The sequence below is a fragment of the [Clostridium] symbiosum ATCC 14940 genome (assembly GCF_000466485.1).
Taxonomy (GTDB): Bacteria; Bacillota; Clostridia; order Lachnospirales; family Lachnospiraceae; genus Otoolea; species Otoolea symbiosa.
In genome coordinates this window covers 1-20,488 of record NZ_KE992873.1, presented here as the reverse complement: position 1 = coordinate 20,488, position 20,488 = coordinate 1, and the positions used below count along the sequence as shown (strand labels likewise).

Sequence of the window (20,488 nt, the reverse complement as noted above, 5' to 3'; positions counted from 1 at the left end):
CGCCGCCGGTACGGCCAGCGGACTGACTCCCCACCGCACCGGCCCCGGTCCGTTCCGGACGCATCCTCCCATTCTCAATTAATTCTCAACTCTCCCCGCTGTCCCATACATAAAAAGTTCAAACAGCAGCGGCACGCACAGCATCAGAGGAAAGGCATATCTGACACCGGTCACAGGGCCAAGCAGCAGCGTCCCCCAATATCCCAGAATCAGAGACAAAGCCACGAGAAGGCAGGTTTGCTTTCTATATATAGATACAGTTCCGGCCGCAAGCATCAGCCAAAATGGAAAAGCCTGATTCAGAATCAGCGACAAAAGGGGAATCTTTTCAAATTCCGGGGTCAGGCTGATTGTCCTCAGATAATTATTGTACCAGGGAAAACGGCTGTTCCGGAAGATATGAAGAACGTTATATTCATCCTCCAAAAATGCACCGTCAAACATGATGTAGCTGATCCAGTACTGTGTCTCTCCGGGATACCAGTATCCCCAGTTGCCCATCAGAAAAGAGTCCAAATAAATGAGCGGTTCTTTTGCCCCGATTCCGGCCCAGGTTCCGACAAACTTTAACGGATCTTCTTTGACGACATTCGTCTGAAAACCGCTTTTAACCGGATCGGCATTAACCCTCACGTAGCCATCCAGGGCCTCAGGAAGTATCAGCGTTTCAATATAAGCCTTTTCTTCCCTCGTCAGGCTTTCAGGCGCTTCGTGCCAGACCCTCGCGAGCTGCTGCATCGGCACGCTAAGCATCTCCCTGGCATCCCCCTTTTCTACGCCGAACGCTGTGAGAACAGGGCCGTTTAATGTCAAATACACGGCAGACAGCGCCGCCGCACAGATGGTCCATCGGAGAGCCAGTTTACGGGCTTTACCGCTGTTTTTATGCCGGATAAAGAAAACGAGTGCAAACAGCGAGAAAAATATAAATACATGGATTCCCTGATTCCGGAAGAGACAGGAAAAGAACGCAGACAGAAAGAAACCGACCTGCATAATCCGGCTTGAAAAGAAGCGTTCCGGATCAGATACCATGTCAATCGAAAAATCAAAGGTCAGCAGGAAGAAAGCCCCGAACAGAACATCTTTGGTTGTCAGTAAAGCAAGAACCTGCATATAGGGATTGGCCGCCAAAAAGAGCCAGGAGAGAATAACCAGCCAGTTTGGAACGTTTCTTCGAACCATACGGTACAGGACAAAGGTGATTACCGCTGCCATAAAGGTAATCTGAATCAGACTGTAGAGGGCAAGTCCGGCCTGATAGCTGTGAAACAGTACCTCCCCCGCCTTCAGACTTCCGCAAAGAAATAAGGTGTGCAGAATCGGATGATGGCTGGTAACCGGATTATCGCCGAAAAACTGTAAAACCTGAACGGAAGCGTCATAGGAGTAAATTCCCGGATATACCGCCAGAAATGCTGCCGCATACACGGCAAAGGTGACGGCAAACAGTGCGGCTAATGTCTTTACGCCTGTTTTTTCTGCTGCCGCTGAACCGGTACGTGCCGGTACAAGGGACAGACTCTTAAGAAGCAGGCTTATAAATGCAGAAAACAGCAATGCCGCTGCCAGAAGCGCAGTCAGAAAGCTGAAGGCCGAAGGCGCCGGTACCTCGTTGACGGAATACCTGACTCCCAGGATAAACATCAGCCCCATCAGGATACCGGATACAAAACTGATTAAAATCCGTCTCCGGTCAAAAGGAAAAAATGCTTTCAGATAAAGGAAAGCGATACCGGCCGTTACCGGCAGGCAGAATACCGAGGAAGGTTCCATTAAAAGCGGAAATGCAAGGAGTGTATCACTGGTCAGGAAAAACACGGTAGCATATGCGGCTATGGCAGCCCATATTACTCTCTTTTTTATTTTTGTCATGAATTCTCCTCCTCGCGTTATTCTCTTCTGGCTGTTTTGTTTCCTTTTTCTGAAAATAAACAGTCTTCCCATACAGAGTAAAAAATCCCTGGCTTAATAAACCAGGGATTTTGTTTCGTTGATTTTCGGTGAAAAGTACGCACTGCGGACTTTTCATCATTGCAGACAGTAACCTGTGCGTAAAGCAATCAGATTATCGTTTGATTAATTATATTTGCGTTTCCTAGCAGCTTCGGATTTTTTCTTACGACGAACGCTTGGTTTTTCGTAATGCTCTCTTTTGCGAATCTCCTGCTGAATACCAGCCTTTGCACAGTTTCTTTTGAATCTGCGTAAAGCGCTGTCTAAGCTTTCGTTATCTTTAACGATTACATTTGACATAGCTCACACCTAACCTCCTTCCAGTTGTGTAATAAGTGCATATTAATACAACTGTTTGGGTATTTTTTTAGCACTAGTAAAATTATATCATAAAAATTCCATACGTCAACAGGATTTTCATGTTTTCTTGAAATTTCTTCAAATTGTTTTTCAAGTATTTGATTCTGTGATTTAATATCCCTTTAAAAACGGGACATTCCCGGCCGGCCTGTCATACTATATAAAAACAGGACAAATTAGCGTCCGTCCACATCTATAAAAGGAGGAATAATGCATGAGCAATCCCATATCTTTTGATAATAACGACAGCCGTATGGGCTATGAGTGCAATAACGGCAGTGAAAGAAATAACAGCAGCTATCATAATTCCAATAATGATTACAGCTATGCTGACAGCGGGAATGAAGGCTTTCTTCCGGTTTCGCAATGCCCTTGGGGAATGATGTATTCCGGCTGGTGGTTTCCTGTGTTCTGGCCCCTTTATCCATGGCAGACTGAAGGGCTGTGGCCTATGATGCCACCATGCCCACCGAAGCCGCCATGTCCCCCAAAACCGCCGTGCCCGCCAAAACCGCCGTACCCGCCAAAGCCGCCGTGCCCGCCAAAACCGCCGGTACCTTCGAAGCCGCAGTGCTGTAAATGCTGTTTCAGATATAAAGAAAAGTAATAAAGAAAGAAGAACCGGAGCAGTTCAATTGCCGTAACGGTTCTTCTTCCTTTGATTGAAAGCTGTGACCTGTGCGCGGAGCATGCAGGTCATCGTTTATCGATATCCCTAACCTGTTCTGACTCTATTTTGTTTGTTCCCGTACGGTCTCGGCAGCTTTTTTCAGTGCATCCGGGATACCGGCCGGATTCTTGCCGCCGGCCTGGGCCATATTGGGCCTTCCGCCGCCGCCTCCTCCGACAAGTCCGGCAATTGCTTTGATGAGATTTCCGGCATGTGCGCCCTTTTTCTGAGCTTCCCCGGTTACCGAAGCCATCAGGTTAACCTTGCCGTCCTGTACGGACGCAATCACTACAACGCCTTCTCCAAGCTTTTCTTTCAGCTGATCGCCAAGATTCCTCAAGCCGTTCATATCCACGTCTTTTACCTGTACGGCCAGGAGCTTTACGCCGTTAACTTCCTGTACCTGGTTCATGACATCGCCAAGGGAATCATTAGCCAGCTTGCTCTTTAACTTCTCATTCTCAGAGTGAAGTGCCTTAATCTCATCCAGCATGGATTCCAGCTTTGCCGTCAGTCCGGAAGGTGTGGATTTAACGACTCTGGCGGCTTCATGAAGTTCCTTCTCCATCTCCTTATAGTAATTCATGAGACCGGTGGATGTCAGCGCTTCGATTCTTCTTACGCCGGCGGCAATGCCTGCTTCCGATACAATCTTGAATGCAGAAATACTGCTGGTATTATCCACATGAGTACCGCCGCAGAGCTCGGTGGAGAAATCCCCCATCTTTACAACCCTTACACTGTCGCCGTACTTCTCGCCGAACAATGCCATAGCGCCTGTCTTCTTTGCCTCATCCAGTGTCATGACCATCGTCTCGACCGGAAGAGCGGCGGCAATCTCGTCGTTAACCAGTTTTTCCACAGCGGCAATTTCCTCGTCTGTCATGGCGGAGAAATGTGTGAAGTCAAAACGCAGCCTGTCCTTTGTCACCAGAGAACCGGCCTGCTCTACATGGGTACCCAGTACCGTGCGGAGCGCTTTGTGAAGCAGATGGGTTGCGGAATGGTTTCGTTCCGTCAATTCTCTGTTCTCTTTATCGACCTTCAGGGTTACGGTATCTCCTGTCTTGAACATGCCTTTAGTCACGTAACCGACATGGCCTACCTTACCGCCCTGAAGCTTAATTGTATCTTTTACTGTAAACTCGGCATCCTGTGCGGTGATTACTCCCACGTCGGCCTGCTGTCCGCCCATGGTGGCATAAAACGGAGTTTTCTTCACAATGATTGTACCGGCCTGTCCGTCAGTCAGAGCTTCTACAATCTCTGTTTCCGTTGTAAGAACCGTGATCTCGGATTCTTCCGCCAGTTTACCGTAACCGTCAAATTCAGTGGTGACTGCAGGATCGATAGACTGGTATACAGTGACATCTGCGCCCATATAGTTTGTTGTCTTTCTGGCCGCTCTTGCCTGCTCCTTCTGTTTTTTCATTGCGGCGGTAAAACCGTCCTCATCCAGGGAGAGATTTTTCTCCTCCAGAATCTCTCTTGTCAAATCAATCGGGAAGCCGTAGGTGTCGTAGAGCTTGAATGCGTTATCGCCGGAAAGAACCGTCTCATTGTTCTTTGCCATCTCAGTCTCCATATCAGCCAGGATGGCAAGTCCCTGATCGATAGTCTTATTGAATTTATCTTCTTCCTCGGAAAGCACTTTAAAAATCATGGCGCTCTTCTCTTCCAGTTCCGGATAACCGTCTTTTGAAAGGGCAATCACTGTCTTTGACAGTTCTGCCATGAATTTACCTTCGATACCCAGTTTCTTCCCATGACGTGCGGCACGTCTTAAAAGTCTTCTGAGCACATATCCGCGTCCTTCATTAGAAGGCATGATTCCGTCCGAAATCATGAAGGTACATGACTTGATATGATCCGCCACAATGCGCAGGGAAACGTCGGTTTCGTGGTTTTCCTGGTATTTTGTGTGAGCCAGCTCACATACGCGGTCGAGTAAAGCCTTATTTGTATCAACCGTAAACAGAGAGTCTACCTCCTGCACTACAACAGCCAGACGCTCCAGACCCATGCCTGTATCGATATTTTTATGCTCCAGTTCCGTATAGTTGCCGTGGCCGTCGTTATTAAACTGGGTGAATACGTTGTTCCAGACTTCGATATATCGGTCACATTCGCAGCCTACGGTACAGTCAGGACTGCCGCAGCCGTACTTCTCGCCGCGATCATAATAAATTTCGGAACATGGCCCGCATGGACCGGCGCCGTGCTCCCAGAAGTTGTCCTCTTTGCCGAAACGGAATATCCTCTCTTTGGGGATACCCATCTCTTTATTCCAGATATCAAACGCCTCGTCATCCTCCAGATAAACGGACGGATAAAGGCGGTCGGGATCCAGTCCCACCACCTCGGTCAGGAATTCCCATGACCAGTGGATTGCTTCGGTCTTAAAATAGTCACCGAATGAGAAGTTTCCAAGCATTTCAAAAAAAGTGCCGTGACGGGCAGTCTTACCGATATTCTCGATATCGCCGGTACGGATACACTTCTGACAGGTAGTCACCCTATTCCTCGGCGGGATCTCCTGTCCGGTAAAATATGGTTTTAACGGCGCCATGCCGGAATTGATAAGCAGCAGACTGTTATCATTATGTGGAACCAGAGAAAAACTCTTCATTGCCAGATGTCCTTTGCTCTCAAAGAACTCCAGGAACATCCTTCTAAGTTCGTTTACACCGTATTTTTCCACGTTGCTTCCTCCTGTAAGTTTCTGTCTTTTCTATATATTTCTTCATTCTTTATATCCTATCATAGGAAAATCCATTTATCAAGAGGAAATCATACAAAACAGCCTTCACGGCCGCACTCCGGCTGTGAAGGCTTTACTCTGCATTTAAAGAATCCCGGTCAATCTTCTTCCTGTTCTAAATAGTCACCATAGCTGTCCAAAAGCTCATAGGCACGGCTCCTCGTAGAAGCAGACAATGAAGCCGTATATTCAAGGCTTTCCATAGTTCCGCCGCCGTATTTGGCCGCCGCTTTTTTTGCAGCGAGGTCGCGTGTCCGGATCCATTCCCTCTCTTCCGCCCGAAGAGCTTCCGATTCTTCCTCCGTCATTCCCTCCAGCAGGGATTGGTAAATGCGGTTCAATTCCGTATCCCAAAGACGGTATTCATAGTCTGCGACATTTTTCAGGGAATCCGTATTGGAACCCGCTTCCGCACTCTGCATATTCTGAACCAGGCTGTCTATCTCGCTCAGTTTTTTCCGGTAGCCTTCCAGTGTTTTGGAGTTATCGGCGATTACAGCATCCGATTCGTTCACCCCGGTGAGCGGAGATATTACAACACTGCTTTTCATCTCTGCAGAACTCTCTCCAGGCAATGATGAACCGGCAGCCGGAGCCGCCGCCTGATTAAGTTCTTCCGAAACGGCCGCCGCCGTCTGCTCTGTCTCTCCGGCCGTATCACTACTTCTGGAATAATATATTCTATCGGCAGCCCCTTCCGTCTGGCTGCCGTCCTTCTCTTTCGTATCTGCCGCACTAAAAGTCTGTCCGGCTTCAGTTTTAGTTCCAGTTCCTTCTCCGGAGTCCTCCGCCCCCGCTTCACCGTCAGCTGAGAAAGTAGTGATCCCGGCGGCCGCTACAGGCATACTCTCCATGCCCTGACCGGAAGAAGGCGAAGCCTGTTCTTCCAAAACAGGCATAGGACTGCCCGACGTTTTATCGCTTATAAAACGTTTTGTCCCGGCAGTCACCCCTGCGCCCATTATTAAAATCAAAATAATTGCAATTATTACGCCTCTATTTTTCAATATTTATCCATCCTCGCGTTATTTAAAATAAAGATATCATATTTACGCAGGAAAGGAAATAGGTTCCAAAAATAAGTAATACTTTGTAAGATATATTTAATAAATAAAGTCCTCCCGGCTGCTTTGGTCCACAGCCGGGAGGACTTTGCCCTCAGATTATTGGAAACGGCGGCCTGGCGCGGAGATGCTGAATGTCATTGCACTCCGGGATCCGTCAGAAGGTTGTCCCCATCGGCGGCCGATGTGGCAAGAAAGTCACACCGCTCGTTTTCAGGATGTCCGTTATGGCCCTTTACCCAGATAAAAGTCACCTGATGAGGCTCTTTGGCGGCCAGAAGGCGCTGCCAGAGATCGATGTTCTTGACAGGTTCATTCTTTCCCCGCTTCCATCCTTTTTTTATCCAGCCGTCTATCCAGCGCTGGTTAAAAGCATCCACCAGATATTTGGAGTCAGAATACAGACTGACCTCGCAGGGGCGGTTAAGCGCTTCCAGGCCTGCCACCGCAGCCATCAGTTCCATCCTGTTATTCGTAGTCCGCTTATATCCTCCGGATATTTCTTTCACATGCAGCTGGCCGGAGCCGTCGCGGTAATGAAGCACGGTCCCAAAACCGCCCGGTCCGTCAGGATTGCCCCTGGCGGAACCGTCCGTATAAATTTCCACTTTCAAATTATGCTCTCCTTTGCAGGTTCATTCTCAGTCTTTTCTATCTGTCCCACTTATCACAGAGGGAATTGATCTGATCTGCGAAACGGGCCAGATCCTTATTGGCGCCGCCTTCGTTATTCAGAATAACTCTGCGCAGCCTTTCACCGGCAGCCACCAGACGCCCGAATACACCTGCGGCCTTTTTAGCCGGCTCCGCTTCCCGCTTGATCGGAATGCCCTCGGTAACAGTAATAAAGCAGCCCTCTTTTAAATCATAGGAGGTTCCGCTGAACGGTGCGTCTGCCTCCATGCCGAATTTCTCTTTTACCGTAGCTGCGAACGTGTCGCAAACCTCATCATCGCCGTGTACGACGAAGACATGTTTCGGCCGTTCCATGAAACTGCCGACCCACTCAAGCAGCCCTGTCTGATCCGCATGGCCGCTGATGCCCTCTATCTTTTCTATATGGGCTTTGACTTCTATCGATTCACCAAACAGCTTTACTTCTTCTCTTCCCTCGACAATACTGCGGCCCAGTGTGCCTACCGCCTGATATCCGGCAAAGAGAATGGTGCATTCCGGTCTCCAGAGATTATGCTTCAGATGGTGTCTGACACGTCCGGCATCACACATGCCTGCGGCCGAAATAATCACCTTCGGCTCTTCGTCAAAGTTGATGGCAATGGAATCGTCGCTTGTAACGGAGAGACGCAGGCCGGGGAAGGAAATCGGGTTGATGCCCTTCTTAATCAGGGCTTTTGTCTCGTCATTATAACAGTCCATCATGTTTTCCTTAAAGACTGCCGTTGCTTCCACCGCCATAGGGCTGTCGAGGTAGACAGGGAAATTGTCATGGCCCTTTACAAGATGTTTTTCCTTGATTTCCCTGATATAGTTGAGGACCTCCTGGGTACGGCCGACTGCAAAGGCGGGAATCACCACGTTACCGCCGCGGTCCAGCGTCTCCTCGATAACTTTTGCAAATTCCTCCACGTGATCGCCGGTATGCTTATGGAACCGATCGCCGTAAGTGCTCTCCATAACCACATAGTCAGCCTGATGAATGTACTGCGGGCTTCTGATGAGAGGTTTGTTTTTATTGCCGATATCGCCGGAAAAGACGATTTTCTTCGAACAGTCCTCTTCCGTCATCCAGATTTCTATGGAGGCAGACCCCAGAAGATGGCCTACATCGGTAAAACGTATCTCAAAGCCTTCCTTCAGTTTAATAATCTGGTCGTAATTGCAGGGCACAAAATGCTCCAGCACTCCATTGGCATCGTTCATCGTATAGAGCGGAGGTACTTCCGATTTACCTGCACGTTTTGCCTTTCTGTTCTTCCACTCCGCCTCTGTCTCCTGAATGTGGGCACAGTCCCTGAGCATAATCTCACAGAGATCACAGGTGGCCCTGGTACCCATCACCTGGCCCCTGAATCCCCTTGCATAAATAAATGGCAGCATTCCCACGTGATCAATATGGGAGTGAGTCACAAGCACATAGTCCACATCGGAGTAACTGATGGGAAGCTCTGCATTCTCGAATTTGTTAATTCCCTGTTCCATACCGCAGTCTACCAGGATATTAAGACCGCATGCCTGCAATAAATGACAGCTTCCCGTTACCTCGTGATCCGCACCGATAAAAGTTAATCTCATTTAACCATCTCCTGTACTGTATTTATTTTTGCCAAAACTGATGGTTTAAGTATACCCGATATCAGATAATAATGCAAATCATACCGCCGTTACTGTCATTAATAATTTTTTGCAGTGTATCCTGTAATTTCATCTGGCAGTCCTCCGTCATCTGGGAAATCTTCGCCTGAATTCCGTCATCCACAATCTGCTCAATGGATTTTCCGAAAATATTGGTGCTCCAGATGCCCTCTTCGCTCTGTCCTGCATTTTCTTTTATGTAAGTGATCAAATCCTCGGCCTGCTGTTCGCTTCCCACGATAGGCGCTATCTCCGTCTCAATATGGGCCTTTATCAGGTTGATGGACGGCGCCTGAGCTTTCATCTTCACACCGTATTTGTTGCCGTGGCGGATTAGCTGCGGCTCATCCAGCACAATTTCCGAGCGGTCGGGCGTAACGACTCCGTAGCCCTTAAGGCGCACCTGGCATACGGCATTGCTCACCTTCTCATACTCCTTCTGCATCGAGGCCAGGCTCTTTAAAGTCTGCATAAGCTGATATTCCCCCTCGATCGGGACGCCGACATATTCGCTTAAAATCTGGTAGTAATGGCTGTCATCCACCTCGATTTGGGCCTGGATGCTGCCGTCGGCCATCTTCATCCCTGTGATTTTAATTCTTCTGACGGCTTCCTTATCCTCTTCCGGAAGCGCCTCCTGGGCATCGCGCATATGATCCGTCTTTTTGAGCATTTCCTTGACGGTCTGGATCACCCGGCTCTTCAGCCAGTGTTCACGCGGGAGAATTTCCATCCATTTGGGAATGGTGAAGTCAATCTCCGTAACCGGGAATTCATGCAGAATCTCTTCCAGGATCACCTTAATGTCTTCTTTTTTGAGCTGTTCGCAGTTGACAGGCATAACCTGAACCCCGTATTTTTCCTCCATCTGCTTTGCCAGTTCCCTGGTTTCATCGGAATAAGGCCTCATGGAGTTTAAAAGCACCAGGAACGGCTTTTTCAGGTTCTTAAGCTCTTTGATCGTCTTCTCTTCCGCCGCTATGTAATTTCCCCGCTTAATGTCTCCGAAGGAACCGTCCGTCGTGATGACGAGACCGATGGTGGAGTGGTCATTGATAACCTTCCTTGTGCCGATCTCCGCCGCCTCGGTAAACGGAATCTCCGCATCGAACCAGGGAGTCTTCACAAGGCGTTCCGTATCATTTTCAATATGGCCGGCAGCGCCTTCCACCATGAAACCGACACAGTCAATGAGCCTGACCTTGACGTCAACGCCGTCGCTGAGCGCGATCTGGGCCGCCTCCTTGGGGATGAATTTCGGCTCTGTCGTCATGATGGTTTTCCCGGCGGAGCTTTGGGGCAGTTCATCCCTTGTGCGCTCCCTTGCATGCGGATCGTCCATGCCCGGCAGCACCATCAGTTCCATGAAGCGCTTGATAAAGGTAGATTTGCCGGTTCTGACAGGACCTACGATGCCTACGTAGATTTCCCCGTTCGTTCTGGCCTTAATGTCACTGTATACGTTAAAATTGTCCATAAAAATACCCCCTTGGCTATGCTGATACAAGTATATGCAAGGGGGAAGGGGGCGTATGCTAAAAAATATTGGCGAAGAGGTATGTCCATACCTTTCTTTTTTCTGACAATTATTTTAAAAAGCAGGAGAGAAATTCATGCGGTAATGATATCGTAACCACGTGAGTCTCTCTCCTGCCTTCATATTGCCAGACTGTCTGACAAATCCTATATTCCTACTCGCTCAGATAAGCCTTCTTCACCGAGTCATTATTCATAAGCTCTTTGGCGTCGCCCTTCAGCACAATCTTTCCTGTCTCCAGCACATAAGCCTTGTTGGCGATTGACAGCGCCTTTTTCGCATTCTGCTCCACCAAAAGTACAGTGGTGCCGTCTGCGTTGATCTCCTTGATAATATCGAAGATCTCATTCACATAGATGGGGGAAAGGCCCATCGACGGCTCATCCATTACAATCAGGCGGGGATGGGACATTAAGGCCCGGCCCATGGCCAGCATCTGCTGTTCACCGCCTGAAAGCGTTCCGGCCAGCTGGTTCTTTCTTTCCTCCAGCCTTGGGAAGCGCTTATAAATCTTTGTCAGAGTATCTTCAATCTCCTGCTTGTCATTTCGCGTATAAGCGCCCATTTTCAGGTTCTGCAGAACGGAGAGCTGTGCAAATACACGCCTCCCCTCCGGCACATGGGCAATCCCCATCGGCACCAGCTTATAACCCGGTACCTTTGTAATGTCTTTCCCCTCGAACGTGATACTGCCCGATTTAGATGGAATCAGTCCTGTGATAGTATGGAGAGTGGTCGTTTTACCGGCTCCGTTCGCTCCAATCAGGGCGATTACATCTCCCTCGTTAACCTCGAAGGAAATCCCTTTCAGGGCCTGTATAACGCCATAATATACACTTAAATCCTTAACTTCCAGCATTGCCATAAGACTTCCTCCCTATTCTCCCAGATATGCCGCAATTACCTGCGGATTATTCAGCACTTCGCCTGTGGGGCCTTCCGCCAGCATATGGCCGAAGTTCAGCACGGTCAGGCGCTCACAGATTCCGGATACCAGTTTCATATCGTGTTCAATCAGGAGAATCGTCATATCAAAATTATCCCTGACAAAGCGGATCGTGTTCATCAGCTCCGCCGTCTCATTGGGGTTCATGCCGGCCGCAGGTTCATCCAGGAGAAGGAGCTTCGGCTCCGTTGCCAGCGCCCTCGCAATCTCCAGCTTCCGCTGCTTTCCGTAAGGTAGATTTGAAGCCTTGCAGTCAAATTCCTGATCCATATCAAAAACTTTTAAAAGCTCCATTGCCCTCTCATCCATCTGTTTTTCCACCTTGTGATAAGCGGGAAGACGAAAAATTCCCGACAGGGTGGAATACTTGTAGTGGTTGTGAAGCCCCACCTTTACGTTATCAAGAACGCTCAGTTCCTTGAAAAGACGGATATTCTGAAACGTCCTGGCTACTCCGGCCTTATTGATATCGGCCGTTTTCCGGCCTGTTATATTCATTCCATCCAGGGTAATCTGGCCGCAGTCCGGTTTATAAACCCCTGTCAGCAGATTAAATATCGTTGTTTTACCGGCTCCGTTAGGCCCAATCAGTCCATAGAGCTGCCCTTTTTCAATCATAACATTAAAGTCATCAACTGCTTTCAGGCCGCCGAAGGAGATACTCAAGTTTTTAACTTCCAGCATTGCCATAACCTACGCCTCCTCCTTTGTCTTTGGTTTCCTGATGGAAGAAATCCATCTTTCGCGAATCTGAATCGCCTTGGGGCTTGCCGTGAGAAGCATCATCACGATCAGCACAATGGCATAAATCAGCATACGGTAATTGTTGAGACCGCGCAGCATTTCCGGAAGCAGGGTCAGGATGACCGCCGCGATTACGGAGCCGCGGATATTCCCGATGCCGCCGAGAACGACGAATACCAGAATCATAATCGACATATTATAGCCGAAGCTTTTGGGCGTTGCGGCAAGTGTTGCCAGGTTATGGGCATAGAGTACGCCCGCCACGCCGGCCAGGGCAGCTGATACGGAAAATGCCAGCAATTTGTATTTTGTGATATTAATTCCGATGGACTCTGCCGCGATACGGTTGTCGCGGATTGCCATGATGGCGCGTCCGGTTCTGGAATTAATCATATTCAGGACAATAAAAAGGGTGATCAGCACCAGAATGAAGCCAATCGTAAAGGTTGCCATCTTCGGCGTTCCGGTGATACCCTGGGCGCCCTTGATGATGACCTTGCCGCCTTCAGCCAGGTTTAAGGAGGCCACATCCTTGGTTGAGATATGGATACCCGAGGCGTCCGTGCCAACATAGAGCACGTTAATCACGTTTTTAATAATCTCACCAAAAGCCAGAGTTACGATGGCAAGGTAATCTCCTTTCAGACGAAGCACCGGAATACCGATCAGGATGCCGAACGCCGCCGCTACGACCGCACCGACAAAGAGAGCGATAATAAAGCGGAGCTGCGGGTTGGGAATGGAGGCTGCCATAACATGGGTAAAAAATGCCCCGGAAAAGGCTCCCACACACATAAAACCGGCGTGTCCCAGGCTCAGCTCCCCGAGGATTCCCACCGTCAGGTTCAGGGATACGGCAAGTATGACATAGGTACAGAGCGGAACGAGAATTCCCTTTAAAAGACTGTTTATATGGCCCCCGGCCATCAGAATCTGAATCAGAAGGAAGGCCGCTATCACCAGTGCATAAGTGATAGTATTCTGAATCAAGATTTTATTTTTATATGATTTCATCCTATTCACCTACACTTTCTCGTTGATCTTCTTACCAAGGATGCCGGTCGGACGTACCAGTAACACGATAATCAGTACGGAGAACACGATGGCATCAGCCAGCTGGGAAGAGATATAGGCTTTCGCCAGATTTTCGATTACTCCGAGCAGGATTCCGCCGATCATGGCTCCCGGAATCGAGCCGATACCGCCGAAAACAGCCGCTACGAATGCTTTGATACCCGGCATGGAGCCTGTGTATGGTGTCAGGGACGGATAAGCGGAACAGAGAAGCACGCCCGCAATCGCAGCCAGGGAGGAACCGATGGCAAAGGTAACGGCAATCGTGCCGTTTACATTGATACCCATCAGAGTGGCTGCACCCTTATCTTCTGAAACAGCCAGCATCGCCTGGCCGATTTTTGTCTTGTTGATAAATGTAGTCAGAGCCAGCATGATTATCACGCAGGTAATAATTGTCACAATCGTTACACCGGAAATGGACAGCTTGCCGCCGGCCAGTTTGAGCGCCGGCAGAGTTACGACCGAAGTGAACTGTCTTGCATTGGAACCGAATATTAACAGGGCGACATTCTGCAGCAGATAGCTGACGCCGATAGCCGTGATCAGAACGGCCAGCGGAGAGGCCCCGCGCAGAGGCCGGTAAGCGACCTTCTCAATCGTAACGCCCAGAACCGTACATACTACAATCGAGGCCAGAACCCCGACGACCGGTGACCCCCCTGCCGTACTTACGATCGTAAATACGGTAAAACCGCCGACCATAATAATGTCACCATGGGCGAAATTCAGCATCTTTGCAATTCCGTAAACCATGGTGTAACCAAGGGCAATGATAGCATATACACTTCCAAGACTGATCCCGTTGATTAAATAAGAAAGAAAACTCATACCGCTTACACCTACCTCTTTGTCTTTATTTGGTATATTAATAGTTAAAAAGAGGGTTGTCTTTCGGACAACCCTCTTTAAGGGCTAATTCTATATTGCTTTATTACTGGATTACATATACGCCGTTTTCAATCTTAACAGCCTTCGGTGCCTTGTTCGGCTCTCCTGCTGCCGTCCATGTCATTCCCGTACCGGTTAAACCGTCAATCGTGATTTCCGTCATGGCCGCCTTCATTGCGTCACAGATGTCGGATGCACTCATATCAGGTGTAATACCGGATTTTTCTGCTGCTGCCTTGATGGCATACATGCCGTCGTAAGCGCCTGCGGCGAACTGAAGAGGCTCTTCATTATATGCAGCCCTGTAAGCTTCAACAAAATCCTTGCTGCCTTCCTCGTCAACGGAGAAAGGTGTTAAAAGCATTAATCCTTCTGCTAAAGATGTATCGAAGTTTTCAACACTTAAGATACCATCCATACCGTCACATCCGAAGAAGATCGGGCTGAACTCTTTATCAGAAGCCTGTTTTAAGATAACGGAAGCTTCCTGGTAGTAAATCGGAAGGAATACAAGCTCTGCTCCGGCTTCTTTTGCCTTGTCAAGCTGTACGGAGAAATCGGTGTTGCTGTCTGCCGTGAAGGCTTCACTGGCAACGATTTCAAGTCCCTGGTTGGCGGCCTCCGCTACGAAGGACTCACGGATACCGTCGGAATACTCTGTAGAGCTGTCATAAATAATTGCGATTTTGGTAGCAAGTTTGTGCTCGCCTATGTACTGTGCGGAAGCTTTACCCTGATCCGGATCAGAGAAGCATACACGGAACGCATTATCCCCTGAAATACACTCAACGGCAGAACCGGACGGTGTAATCTGGAAAATATTATCAACCTGAGACTCAGCAACAACTGCGATACATGGTTTGGATGTAACCGTACCTAAAAGCATCTGCATATCCCAGTCTTTTAATGTATTGTAAGCGTTTATTGCTTTCTCAGGGTCATGCTCATCATCCTGGAAGTTGTATTCAATCTGCGCACCGTTAATACCTCCGGCAGCGTTAATCTCCTTGGCAGCCAGTTCCATTCCGTTCTTAACGGCAATTCCATAAGCTGCAGCCGGTCCGGTTAACGGTCCGATTCCGCCAATCTTAAATACGCCTCCGGCTGATTCTGCTGCTTCTTCTGCGGCTTTTGTCTCTGTACCTGCTGCATCAGCAGCCTTAGTCTCTCCAGCCGGAGCTTTCGTCTCTGCAGAACCGCCTGAGCTTCCGCAGGCAGTCAGGGATGCGGCCATAGCCACCGCAAGGCCTAAACTCAGTAATCTTTTTTTCATAATCTTCTCCTCCAATTCTTCTGTCAGCGCCGTATTTTTCAAGTATTTTCAAATGGCATGCTAACGGATTGATTGACGACATTATAAGTTTAACAATTTGAATTGTCAATACAAAAACCTCATAAAAAGAAGGAAATCGAAAGAAAAACTTCATTTTTCCGTTCAATTTCCTTCTTGCCATAACTTGTCGTTATAGCTGCTATCTCCTCAGTTCATAGAAAGGACAAAAAAGAGCCGTTTTGTCTTCCGCTTGCGAACGCTTGATGTCATCAGGAAGACAAACGGTTCTTTTTGTCTTTTTTATGATTCCCAGGGAAGGCCGCTACTTTCGATTCTACGGTCACGCAGCATCAGATCGTTTACTGCCTCTTTCGCCGGTTTTCCGTCAAAAAGCACCTGATTGACCTGCTCCACAATCGGCATGTCGATTCCATAAGCCTCAGCCAGCTTCATGCCGGCTTTGGCGGAATAAACACCCTCCACCACCATCTGAACCTCGTTCATGGCTTCTTCCATGGTATATCCTTTTCCAATCAGGATACCGGCTCTTCTGTTGCGGCTGTGCATGCTGGCGCAGGTAACAATCAAATCGCCTATTCCGGAGAGTCCTACAAAGGTCTGTTCTTTACCGCCCATCCTGACGCCAAGCCTTGTAAGCTCTGCAATTCCCCTTGTGATTAAGGCCGCCTTTGTATTATCTCCGTAACCGAGGCCGTCAGCAATGCCTGCGGCAAGGGCTATTACATTCTTCAAGGCTGCTCCCACTTCAATTCCCAGCATGTCGGGACTTGTATAGACACGGAATACCGGGCTCATAAAGACGGACTGGATGTAATCGGCCACCTTTTTCCGGTGAGCTCCCGCCACACAGGTGGTGGGGATCCCGCGGCTTACCTCCTCGGCATGGCTCGGCCCTGAAAGGACGGCCACCTCTGCCTCCGGAAGCTCTTCCTCAATTACCTGAGACATGGTTTTTAAGCTGCTTTCCTCGATTCCTTTGGATACATTGATTACTATCTGGCCGTATCGGATAAACTCCTTCATCCGGGCCGCCGTCGCTCTTATATAAACGGAAGGAACGGCAAGCACGAGAATATCCTTCTCCGCCATGGCTTCCTTCAAATCTGCTGTCAGCCTGAGTTCCTCCGGCAGCACTACTTCGGGCAGGTTCTTATGCCTCCTCTTCTCTTTCATTTCCGTTATCTCTTCTTCAATGGCAGACCATACCGTTACCTCGCAGCCATTTTTACAAAGAAGCAGGGACAGAGCTGTCCCCCACGTTCCTGATCCAATCACACCAATTGCAGCCATAATATAATCCTCCGCTATTTTTTCGATGCTCCCAGTTTGTTTTCTGTTCCGGACAACAGGCGTCCAATATTGGCCCGGTGGCGCCAGACTGCCATTCCCATCAGGACGCCGCCCAGTATGTAAAACTCAGGCAGGCTGAGGGCGGCTACCCTGTAGCTTCCCATCCTGCCGAAAATAATCAGTTCCGCGAAAAAGGTTATGGATACCAAAATGGATCCGAGAGACACATATCTGGTCACAGCCACCACGACGGCAAAAACCACGAAGCAGGTGAGGGTAATCCTGAAATCCATCGCCGTCATAATCCCTGCCATGCAGGCGATCCCCTTGCCGCCTTTAAAGCGGAGGTAGAACGGGAAGTTATGTCCCAGCGTAACGCCCAGTCCTGCATACAGGGCAAGCAGATCCACGCTGTCTGAGCCCGAGGCAAAGAGTACGCGGACAAGGCATATCGCAGCAACCGCTTTGAAAAAGTCGCCGAGGAATACTACCGCACCGGCCTTTGTTCCCATAACGCGCAGCACATTAGTGGAACCGGCATTGCCGCTCCCATGCTGGCGGATATCGATATGATTAATCCTTCCATACAGATAGCCGGACTGAATCAGGCCGAATGCATAACCGATTGCAACACAAATAAGCCGTTCCATACCTACTGCTCCTTTCCCTTCCTTTCACGGACTAAGAACTTGAGAGAAGTTCCCCGGAAGCCGAACGCATCGCGGATTCTGTTTTCCAGGTATCTGGTGTATGAAAAATGCATCAGTACTTTATCATTTACAAAGATTACAAAGGTCGGCGGTTTCACCGAGACCTGCGTAATATAGTAGAGCTTCAGCCTCTTGCCTTTATCGGACGGCGGCTGCTGAAGGGCTACCGCCTCCGTCATAATCTCATTCAGCACGCCGGTGGCAATGCGCAGCGTCTGGTTCTCCCTGACCATATCGATAATCTCATAAAGTTTGTTGATTCTCTGTCCTGTGGCAGCCGAAATAAAGATAAACTCGGCATATGGGATAAAAGACAGGGTCATCTTTATCTTATTGGTGTATTCATAAATGGTTTTATCCGTCTTCTCGATGGCATCCCATTTATTTACAACGATAATGATGCCCTTTCCTCTTTCATGGGCAATCCCGGCAATCTTGGCATCCTGCTCCGTCACACCCTCAACGGCATCAATGACAACCAGCACCACATCGGCACGCTCCACCGCCGTAACGGTTCTGATGATGCTGTAGCGCTCAAGTTCTTCTTTAATCTTGCTCTTTCTGCGCAGTCCCGCCGTATCGATGAAGACATATTCCGTTCCGTTATGGATAATCTCCGTATCCACAGCATCCCTGGTAGTGCCTGCAATATCGGATACGATTACCCTGTTTTCCCCCAGCAGCTTATTTATGATGGAGGACTTTCCGACATTCGGCTTGCCCACAATGGCAATTCTCGGACGCTCGTCTTCCTCTTCTTCGCCTGTTCCGTCCTCAAAATGGCTTACGACCGCATCTAAAAGCTCGCCCAGCCCCAGCCGGGAAGCTGCCGATATTCCAACCGGATCACCGATTCCCAGATTATAGAATTCATAGACGTCATTGCCGAATTTCTGGAAGCTGTCCACCTTGTTGACGGCCAGCACCACCGGCTTTTTCGATTTGCGCAGCATGTCGGCCACCTTTGAATCGGAATCAGTCAGCCCCTGCCTTACATCCACAATAAAAATAATTACATCTGCCGTCGCAATGGCTATCTCGGCCTGTTCGCGCATCTGGGCCAGGATCACATCCTTCGTGTCGGGCTCAATACCTCCTGTGTCAATCAGGGTAAACGCCTTGTCAAGCCAGGTACAGTCGGCATAGATCCGGTCTCTCGTTACACCCGGAGTATCTTTTACTATTGAAATCATGTCGCCTGCCAGGACGTTAAATAACGTGGATTTTCCCACATTCGGACGCCCCACGACGGCAACAACCGGTTTCCTTTTATTCATAATATATTACTCCTCCGTTCCAATTAATTCATAGCAGTTAAATCAGCATGAACTGTTACATTAATTCATATGCTCCGTGCTCAGCCTTCGTCTCTTCTACCGGCCCCAGCACAGCATCTACAAAATCATGTCCGCTTGATTTTACAATATCCACCCGGACTTGTAAAGCTTTTTGTACATCGCTTTTCGTCACATCGTCGAGAAAAACCTCTTCCCCGTTCCGGAACATGGCACAGGGCAGGAGCAGACGTTCTCCAAGCTCTTTCCCTCTCAGCTGGTCTATCAGGTCGGTTCCGGTTATCAGGCCGGCCACCGTTATCCGCTCCCCGAAAAAGTGGTTTTCAATCTTATAAAGATGCACTTTCCGTCCCGGATAGATACCGGTAATTCTCTCCAGGTATTCCTTAATATAAGGATAAGCAAGAACGCCGGTCGCCATCGACAGCTCTTCCTCTTTTCCGTCGTCGTCCGCCGTTTTCAGGACCTCCTCCACCTCGGAAGTCATGAGGCGTATCATCCCCACCCCGTTTTCCAGCTGGATATAACCGTCATAGCGCTCCTCCTCCGGCAGCGGCCGGCCGGCCAGCATATACAGCTCATCGCTGGCATGGACAAAATGGATCCCATGCTTTTCATAAATAATTTTCTGCCATTTTTCAATGATATCCAGATTCTCTTCGGCGTCCTCTTTGGTGAACGGCTCAAGCGGATACAGACCTTCACGGAATTTCGACAGTCCGACGGGAACCACGGACACGCTTGCCATACAGGGGGCGTACCGGGAGAGATCCCGGATAGAGCGCTCCAGCTCTTCTTTATCATTTACATTCTTGCAGAGAACGATCTGGCCGTTCATCGGAATCTCCGCCTCATAGAGCGTGTCAATCTTTTTCAGGGCGTCACCTGCGAAGCGGTTGTGCAGCATCAGGCACCGCAGCTCCGGATTTGTGCTTTGGACGGATATGTTAATCGGTGCCAGCCTGTACTTGATAATCCGGTCAATATCCTTATCCTTCATGTTGGTCAGCGTGATATAATTACCCTGAAGGAAGGAAAGTCTGGAATCGTCATCCTTGAAATAGAGGGTTTCCCTCATTCCCGGAGGCATCTGGTCGATAAAGCAGAAAATACACTTATTTCTGCAGGAGCGGTAATCGCTCATCAACCCATTCTCAAAGGTCAGGCCCAGATCCTGGTATTCATTTTCAATATCCAGTTCCCACTCTTCCCCATTTTTCTTTCTGACGACCATGGTAATGGCCTCATTGTCAATTCTATATTCATAATCAAAAATATCTTCGATTTCATCGCCGTCTATGGTCAGAAGCATATCGCCAGGTTCCAGTTCAAGCTCCTCCGCGATAGAGCCGGGATCGACCCTGCTGATCAGATGTCCGTGTTTTATCATACTTAATTCTGCCTTTCTGTAACAGTTCAGATAGCAATGTCGTTTAGTTAACATTATGGAGATTTAACTGAGGTGTGGAGGACGCGTCCGGAGCGGACCGGGTCCGGTGTGGTGAGGGGGCTCTGGCTGAATCTTCCGTCCCCGTGGAAAGTTGGTCGAGGAGGGGGAATCCGGCCGGAATGAATTGCTGCGG

16 protein-coding genes are annotated in these 20,488 nt (G+C 49.0%); all 16 read right to left on the bottom strand.

The genetic code is table 11. The features are described 5' to 3' along the window. Positions 1-78: 78 nt before the first annotated feature. Positions 79-1,875: a DUF6020 family protein gene (locus tag CLOSYM_RS08045; protein ID WP_044902254.1), complete on the bottom strand. Its 1,797-nt coding sequence runs from the start codon at positions 1,873-1,875 to the stop codon at positions 79-81. Between the two features lie 204 nt (positions 1,876-2,079). Further along, positions 2,080-2,256 carry a 30S ribosomal protein S21 gene (gene rpsU, locus CLOSYM_RS08040; protein WP_003504099.1) on the bottom strand — a complete coding sequence of 59 codons (177 nt, stop codon included), beginning with the start codon at positions 2,254-2,256 and terminating at the stop codon, positions 2,080-2,082. A gap of 791 nt (positions 2,257-3,047) precedes the next feature. Then, positions 3,048-5,654: an alanine--tRNA ligase gene (gene alaS, locus CLOSYM_RS08030; RefSeq protein ID WP_021641733.1), complete on the bottom strand. Its 2,607-nt coding sequence runs from the start codon at positions 5,652-5,654 to the stop codon at positions 3,048-3,050. A 191-nt stretch (positions 5,655-5,845) separates the two neighbouring features. After that, positions 5,846-6,754 carry a lysozyme inhibitor LprI family protein gene (locus CLOSYM_RS08025; RefSeq protein WP_009298277.1) on the bottom strand — a complete coding sequence of 303 codons (909 nt, stop codon included), beginning with the start codon at positions 6,752-6,754 and terminating at the stop codon, positions 5,846-5,848. 194 nt (positions 6,755-6,948) lie between these two features. Beyond that, the gene (rnhA, locus tag CLOSYM_RS08020; protein ID WP_003504107.1) at positions 6,949-7,425 is read right to left on the bottom strand and encodes a ribonuclease HI; all 477 of its coding nucleotides are present in this window, start codon (positions 7,423-7,425) and stop codon (positions 6,949-6,951) included. Between the two features lie 37 nt (positions 7,426-7,462). Further along, positions 7,463-9,064 carry an MBL fold metallo-hydrolase RNA specificity domain-containing protein gene (locus tag CLOSYM_RS08015; RefSeq protein ID WP_003504110.1) on the bottom strand — a complete coding sequence of 534 codons (1,602 nt, stop codon included), beginning with the start codon at positions 9,062-9,064 and terminating at the stop codon, positions 7,463-7,465. A 61-nt stretch (positions 9,065-9,125) separates the two neighbouring features. Further along, complete coding sequence (gene spoIVA / locus CLOSYM_RS08010) at positions 9,126-10,601, bottom strand: stage IV sporulation protein A (protein ID WP_021641729.1); 1,476 nt, start codon at positions 10,599-10,601, stop codon at positions 9,126-9,128. Positions 10,602-10,815: 214 nt separating this feature from the next. Further along, entirely contained in the window at positions 10,816-11,526 is a 711-nt protein-coding gene (locus CLOSYM_RS08005) for an ABC transporter ATP-binding protein (RefSeq protein ID WP_021641727.1), read from the bottom strand. A gap of 12 nt (positions 11,527-11,538) precedes the next feature. Continuing rightward, positions 11,539-12,297 (bottom strand): ABC transporter ATP-binding protein, encoded by a 759-nt coding sequence (locus CLOSYM_RS08000; RefSeq protein ID WP_003504116.1) that lies wholly within the window; start codon positions 12,295-12,297, stop codon positions 11,539-11,541. A 3-nt stretch (positions 12,298-12,300) separates the two neighbouring features. Further along, positions 12,301-13,365, bottom strand: a complete 1,065-nt coding sequence (locus CLOSYM_RS07995) for a branched-chain amino acid ABC transporter permease (protein ID WP_003504118.1) — start codon at positions 13,363-13,365, stop codon at positions 12,301-12,303. Positions 13,366-13,374: 9 nt separating this feature from the next. Further along, positions 13,375-14,256: a branched-chain amino acid ABC transporter permease gene (locus tag CLOSYM_RS07990; RefSeq protein WP_003507206.1), complete on the bottom strand. Its 882-nt coding sequence runs from the start codon at positions 14,254-14,256 to the stop codon at positions 13,375-13,377. Positions 14,257-14,359: 103 nt separating this feature from the next. Continuing rightward, positions 14,360-15,589, bottom strand: coding sequence for an ABC transporter substrate-binding protein (locus tag CLOSYM_RS07985; RefSeq protein ID WP_009298283.1), 1,230 nt, complete (start codon positions 15,587-15,589; stop codon positions 14,360-14,362). 300 nt (positions 15,590-15,889) lie between these two features. Next, positions 15,890-16,900 (bottom strand): NAD(P)H-dependent glycerol-3-phosphate dehydrogenase, encoded by a 1,011-nt coding sequence (locus CLOSYM_RS07980; protein WP_003507212.1) that lies wholly within the window; start codon positions 16,898-16,900, stop codon positions 15,890-15,892. Between the two features lie 14 nt (positions 16,901-16,914). After that, positions 16,915-17,550, bottom strand: a complete 636-nt coding sequence (plsY, locus tag CLOSYM_RS07975; protein WP_003504125.1) for a glycerol-3-phosphate 1-O-acyltransferase PlsY — start codon at positions 17,548-17,550, stop codon at positions 16,915-16,917. Between the two features lie 2 nt (positions 17,551-17,552). After that, the gene (gene der, locus CLOSYM_RS07970; RefSeq protein WP_021641725.1) at positions 17,553-18,887 is read right to left on the bottom strand and encodes a ribosome biogenesis GTPase Der; all 1,335 of its coding nucleotides are present in this window, start codon (positions 18,885-18,887) and stop codon (positions 17,553-17,555) included. Positions 18,888-18,942: 55 nt separating this feature from the next. Continuing rightward, a complete protein-coding gene (locus tag CLOSYM_RS07965; RefSeq protein WP_003507213.1) occupies positions 18,943-20,295 on the bottom strand; it encodes a DUF512 domain-containing protein in 1,353 nt (450 codons plus the stop codon). Positions 20,296-20,488: the final 193 nt, after the last annotated feature.

Bases quoted from the DNA above. Each gene is read 5' to 3' on its own strand.
- CLOSYM_RS08045 (WP_044902254.1), bottom strand. From the start codon at position 1,875: ATGACAAAAATAAAAAAGAGAGTAATATGGGCTGCCATAGCCGCATAT.
- rpsU (WP_003504099.1), bottom strand. From the start codon at position 2,256: ATGTCAAATGTAATCGTTAAAGATAACGAAAGCTTAGACAGCGCTTTA.
- alaS (WP_021641733.1), bottom strand. From the start codon at position 5,654: ATGTTCCTGGAGTTCTTTGAGAGCAAAGGACATCTGGCAATGAAGAGT.
- CLOSYM_RS08015 (WP_003504110.1), bottom strand. From the start codon at position 9,064: ATGAGATTAACTTTTATCGGTGCGGATCACGAGGTAACGGGAAGCTGT.
- spoIVA (WP_021641729.1), bottom strand. From the start codon at position 10,601: ATGGACAATTTTAACGTATACAGTGACATTAAGGCCAGAACGAACGGG.
- CLOSYM_RS08005 (WP_021641727.1), bottom strand. From the start codon at position 11,526: ATGGCAATGCTGGAAGTTAAGGATTTAAGTGTATATTATGGCGTTATA.
- CLOSYM_RS08000 (WP_003504116.1), bottom strand. From the start codon at position 12,297: ATGGCAATGCTGGAAGTTAAAAACTTGAGTATCTCCTTCGGCGGCCTG.
- CLOSYM_RS07995 (WP_003504118.1), bottom strand. From the start codon at position 13,365: ATGAAATCATATAAAAATAAAATCTTGATTCAGAATACTATCACTTAT.
- CLOSYM_RS07990 (WP_003507206.1), bottom strand. From the start codon at position 14,256: ATGAGTTTTCTTTCTTATTTAATCAACGGGATCAGTCTTGGAAGTGTA.
- CLOSYM_RS07985 (WP_009298283.1), bottom strand. From the start codon at position 15,589: ATGAAAAAAAGATTACTGAGTTTAGGCCTTGCGGTGGCTATGGCCGCA.
- CLOSYM_RS07980 (WP_003507212.1), bottom strand. From the start codon at position 16,900: ATGGCTGCAATTGGTGTGATTGGATCAGGAACGTGGGGGACAGCTCTG.
- plsY (WP_003504125.1), bottom strand. From the start codon at position 17,550: ATGGAACGGCTTATTTGTGTTGCAATCGGTTATGCATTCGGCCTGATT.
- der (WP_021641725.1), bottom strand. From the start codon at position 18,887: ATGAATAAAAGGAAACCGGTTGTTGCCGTCGTGGGGCGTCCGAATGTG.
- CLOSYM_RS07965 (WP_003507213.1), bottom strand. From the start codon at position 20,295: ATGATAAAACACGGACATCTGATCAGCAGGGTCGATCCCGGCTCTATC.